Below are 4,391 nucleotides of genomic sequence, written 5' to 3'. Positions count from 1 at the left end.
TTCGGACCGATTCGGTTAGGGGCTGCCATTTTTTAGAATGCTCCGAAGAGTTTCGCCGCGAAGGCGATCGTGAGAAGCGAGGACACGACGAACACGACGATGGAGGTCTGCCTGCCACCTTCCTTGTTGACCGCGCGGTGCGTGTCCATCACGAGGTGACGGATGCCTGCGCAGAAGTGGAACAGGAACGCCCACGCGAGCACCAGCGTGATGAGCTTGACGATGATGTTGGAGAGAAAGCCCTTGAAGACCTCGAAGCTCAGTTCGGAGGTCAGGCTCTGGTCGAAGAGGTACAGCAGGAACGGAAGGAAAACAAACAGCAGACCACCGCTCAAGCGATGAAGAATCGACACGCGCCCCGCAAGCGGCAGGCGATACGCCGTCAATATCTGCCCGATACCGATGTTCCGGAATTCCGGCCTCGGTTTTTTTACGGCTTCAGCCATGCTAGACCCCTACTTGTAGTCACACTAATCCGCAATTTTAGCGCCTTTTCATATCGCGCTGCAGCGAAAACCCCGACAGGTCCGTTGCAGCACGCGCAATAAAGGCACCGTCAAAAGGCACGCGTACGAGACGCCGCGCCTTCATTCAGGCCGATTCAGCTCAGATCGTTCTGATAGTAATACCCGGTTGTGACATACCAACCTCGCCGGACTTCCACCGGCCTGTCACCGTAGGTATAGGACACGCGCTCCACCGACAGCAGCGGGAAACCCGGCGGCACGTGCAGCAGATCGGCCACCGACGGCTCTGCCGCGACCGCGCGGATTTTCTCCGTAGCGCGGATCATGCGCGTGCCGAATTCCGTCTCGAACATCGCGTACAGGGGACCCTTGTACTCCGAAAGCCGCTCGAGCGTCAGCCCGCGAAACACGGCGCCCGGCAGCCAGATTTCGTCGAGCACGGTGACTTCGCCGTCGAACTGCAGCAGACGCTTGATCAGAACTACGGGATCGGCCGGCTTCAGATCGAGTTGCCGGGCGATTTCCGCCGACGCCCGCAGACGCCGGCATTCGAGCAGGCGGCTCACGTGCGGATGCTCGGCGCCGTCATCAGCCAGTAACCGGAGAAAGCGAAACTGCGCGCGATCTTCGTTGTGCGTGGCAACAAACGTGCCTTTGCCCTGACGGCGCACGAGGAGATTTTCGGCGGCAAGTTCGTCGATCGCTTTGCGTACCGTGCCCTGGCTGACCTTGTATCTGGCCGCTAATTCGACTTCACTAGGAATGATCTCGCCGGGCTTCCATTCGCCGCTTTCGAGGCTCTGCGTAATCAGCCCCTTGATCTGCTGATAGAGAGGGCTAAAAGTGGGTGACGCAGCGGGGACGTTCGCGGATACACCTTCGCCCGCGGCCGTTTGACCGTTCGGATTCGTGGTGTTGGCCGGGTTGGAATTCATCCGCGCATTTCATCATAAAGGGCTGGGCCGCGTCCAGCGTTTCCCCCGTCATAGATGTGTCTTATATAAGACATAAGATAAGGTTGACTTTGCGTGTGCCGACTCCTACACTCCTTGTCGAGCAAGGGTTTGCGGGGTTTTTCGGCAGTTGCGATCTGCATTCGTTTCGCAGCGCCGCGACGCACCGGCAGCCACTCTGCACCATGCTGTTCCCACGCACTCCAGGTTTCGATTCGCCGCCATTCGTTGGTCAGACGTTCGCCGAAACGCGCTGTTTGCAGGAGCCCGCACGGTGCAGCGGCTACGCGGCGCCTCGCTGGCCCGCTCCCGCTCTCTCAGAAAGGTACCGGGCCGCCCCAAGTTTTCGCGTGCGGGCCGGACCGGCCGCGAAACGGCGGCTTGAGAGCGCTCGGCAGTACAGGTTTCCGGCATGGCGGTCTTGGCGCAGCGCCGCTGTTGGTCCGCAATTCATGGGCTGACAGCGGGCGTCCGCAAACACTGAATTCCGCCGTGTTTCACAACGCTTCGAGGAACGCGCATATAGAATGGCGTTTTCCCTAGCGTCTAACGCATCGTCCTGGAGATTTCTCAATGGCTAAGCCCGCAAAGCGCGTTGCCGTCACCGGCGCCGCAGGTCAAATTGCTTACTCCCTGCTATTCCGCATCGCCAATGGTGATCTGCTCGGTAAGGACCAGCCGGTTGTGCTGCAACTGCTCGACCTGCCGCAAGCGCAAGGCGCCGTGAAGGGCGTCGTGATGGAACTGGATGATTGCGCATTCCCGCTGCTCTCGGGCGTCGTGATCACGGACGACCCCAAGGTCGCATTCAAGGACGCTGACGTCGCCCTGCTGGTCGGCGCACGTCCGCGTTCGAAGGGCATGGAGCGCAAGGACCTGCTGTCGGCCAACGCTGAAATCTTCACGGTTCAGGGTAAGGCGCTGAACGAAGTCGCGAGCCGCGACGTGAAGGTGCTGGTGGTCGGCAACCCGGCCAACACCAACGCCTACATCGCGATGAAGTCGGCACCCGATTTGCCGAAGAAGAACTTCACCGCCATGCTGCGCCTGGACCACAACCGCGCGCTGTCGCAACTGGCCGCGAAGTCGGGCAAGCCGGTCGCTTCGATCGAAAAGCTGGCCGTGTGGGGCAATCACTCGCCGACCATGTACCCTGACTTCCGCTTCGCAACCGCAGAAGGCCAGAGCCTGACCAAGCTGATCAACGACGACGAATGGAACCGCAACACGTTCATCCCGACCGTCGGCAAGCGCGGCGCGGCGATTATCGAGGCACGCGGTTTGTCGTCGGCAGCGTCGGCGGCTAATGCTGCAATCGACCACGTTCGCGACTGGGTGCTCGGCACGAACGGCAAGTGGGTCACCATGGGTATCCCGTCGGACGGTTCGTACGGCATTCCTGAAGACATCATCTACGGTGTGCCGGTGATCTGCGAAAACGGCGAATACAAGCGCGTGGAAGGTCTGGAAATCGACGCATTCTCGCGCGAAAAGATGGACGGCACGCTACAGGAATTGCTGGAAGAGCGCGAAGGCGTTCAGCATCTGCTCGGCTAAGCACCTGATGCAGAACAACCGGAACTCCGTAGCTTCATCGCAACGGGTTCCGGTTTTTTTCGTGCAAATCGCGCGAAGCGAGCCAATCTGGCGCTTCGCGCGGTTCGCACCTGATTCGAACGCGCTTTGCCTGCCTGTACGATCTGACAGAACGCGCCCGAATCGGTTTTCCCTCAACAAAAGCCCACGCTCCTGACGCCGACGATGCGCGCCCTCACACCCGCCGAAGTGCTGTTTGACGGCGAAGTGCCGCCCGCTGTGCTGCCTGCCTGCGACCACTACGCCGGCAGCGAAAAGCTGATGCTGAAATCGCTCGCGTTGCAGCAGCAACTTGGCCCGGTGTTCGACATCACGCTCGACTGCGAAGACGGCGCGCAGGTCGGCCGCGAAGCGGAGCACGCGGAGCTCGTCGCGTCGCTGCTCGGCAGCGAGCATGACCGCTTCGGCCGCGTCGGGGTACGGATTCACGACTTCGACCATCCGCACTGGCGCGACGACGTCCGCCTGATTCTGCGCGCGGCAAAGCGTGCGCCCGCCTACATCACCCTGCCCAAGATCCGCAACGTACCCGACGCCGCCGAAATGGTCGCGTTTATCGAGGCCACGCGGCGCGAGCTTGGCGTCGCCAGACCGGTGCCGGTGCAATTACTGGTTGAAACACACGGCGCGCTGACGCGTGTGTTCGATCTTGCCGCGTTGCCCGGTGTCGAAGCCTTGAGCTTCGGCCTGATGGACTTTGTTTCCGCACACGACGGCGCGATCCCCGATACCGCAATGCGCTCGCCTGGGCAGTTCGATCATCCGCTGGTGCGCCGTGCGAAGCTCGAAATCTCCGCCGCGTGCCATGCGTACGGCAAGGTGCCGTCGCACAACGTCAGCACCGAAGTGCGCGATATGAGCGTGGTTGCAAACGACGCGGCACGCGCACGCAACGAGTTCGGCTACACGCGCATGTGGAGCATTCACCCTGCGCAGGTCGAGGTAATCGTGGCCGCGTTCGCGCCACGCGACGAAGAAATCGCCACCGCCACCGAAATTCTGCTGGCCGCGCAGTCCGCCCAATGGGGACCCACGCGCCATCGCGACACGTTGCACGACCGCGCGAGCTACCGCTATTACTGGTCGGTGCTGCGTCGGGCGCAATCCACTGGCCGGGCCGTTCCGCAAGATGCAGCGCCGCTTTTCGGGGAAGCAGCGCAATGAGCAAACAAACAGGAGAGTGCGGGAGATGAGCGAGACAATGCAATCCGCCGGCGCACAAGGCGGCTTTAAACCGAAGAAATCCGTCGCGCTGTCCGGCGTGACCGCTGGCAACACGGCACTCTGCACGGTCGGCAAGACCGGCAACGATCTGCATTACCGCGGCTACGACATTCTCGACATCGCGGGCAATTGCGAGTTCGAAGAGATCGCG

Annotated in this window: 5 protein-coding genes; 3 read left to right on the top strand and 2 right to left on the bottom strand. The window is 61.4% G+C overall.

The genetic code is table 11. The features are described 5' to 3' along the window. Positions 1-32: 32 nt before the first annotated feature. Together sdhC and BCA01S_RS34075 are read right to left on the bottom strand one after the other, a co-directional pair. Positions 33-446 (bottom strand): succinate dehydrogenase, cytochrome b556 subunit, encoded by a 414-nt coding sequence (gene sdhC, locus BCA01S_RS34085; RefSeq protein WP_027778820.1) that lies wholly within the window; start codon positions 444-446, stop codon positions 33-35. 155 nt (positions 447-601) lie between these two features. Continuing rightward, positions 602-1,402 (bottom strand): GntR family transcriptional regulator, encoded by an 801-nt coding sequence (locus tag BCA01S_RS34075; protein ID WP_027780668.1) that lies wholly within the window; start codon positions 1,400-1,402, stop codon positions 602-604. 591 nt (positions 1,403-1,993) lie between these two features. Between BCA01S_RS34075 and BCA01S_RS34070 the strand changes: the two genes are divergently transcribed. The 3 genes from BCA01S_RS34070 to BCA01S_RS36335 form a co-directional block, all read left to right on the top strand. Continuing rightward, the gene (locus BCA01S_RS34070) at positions 1,994-2,977 is read left to right on the top strand and encodes a malate dehydrogenase (protein ID WP_027780667.1); all 984 of its coding nucleotides are present in this window, start codon (positions 1,994-1,996) and stop codon (positions 2,975-2,977) included. Between the two features lie 204 nt (positions 2,978-3,181). Further along, positions 3,182-4,180, top strand: coding sequence for an HpcH/HpaI aldolase/citrate lyase family protein (locus BCA01S_RS34065; protein ID WP_027780666.1), 999 nt, complete (start codon positions 3,182-3,184; stop codon positions 4,178-4,180). A gap of 25 nt (positions 4,181-4,205) precedes the next feature. Next, positions 4,206-4,391 (top strand): citrate/2-methylcitrate synthase (locus BCA01S_RS36335; RefSeq protein WP_042320503.1); only part of this gene is annotated, 186 nt, incomplete at its 3' end.

It is taken from the genome of Paraburkholderia caledonica NBRC 102488, from assembly GCF_000685095.1.
Classification (GTDB): domain Bacteria; phylum Pseudomonadota; class Gammaproteobacteria; order Burkholderiales; family Burkholderiaceae; genus Paraburkholderia; species Paraburkholderia caledonica.
The sequence above is the reverse complement of the archived record's forward strand: the minus strand, read 5'-3'. Positions and strand labels throughout refer to the sequence as shown.

Coding starts and splice junctions, on each gene's coding strand:
- sdhC (WP_027778820.1), bottom strand. CDS start 446: ATGGCTGAAGCCGTAAAAAAACCGAGGCCGGAATTCCGGAACATCGGT.
- BCA01S_RS34075 (WP_027780668.1), bottom strand. CDS start 1,402: ATGAATTCCAACCCGGCCAACACCACGAATCCGAACGGTCAAACGGCC.
- BCA01S_RS34070 (WP_027780667.1), top strand. CDS start 1,994: ATGGCTAAGCCCGCAAAGCGCGTTGCCGTCACCGGCGCCGCAGGTCAA.
- BCA01S_RS34065 (WP_027780666.1), top strand. CDS start 3,182: ATGCGCGCCCTCACACCCGCCGAAGTGCTGTTTGACGGCGAAGTGCCG.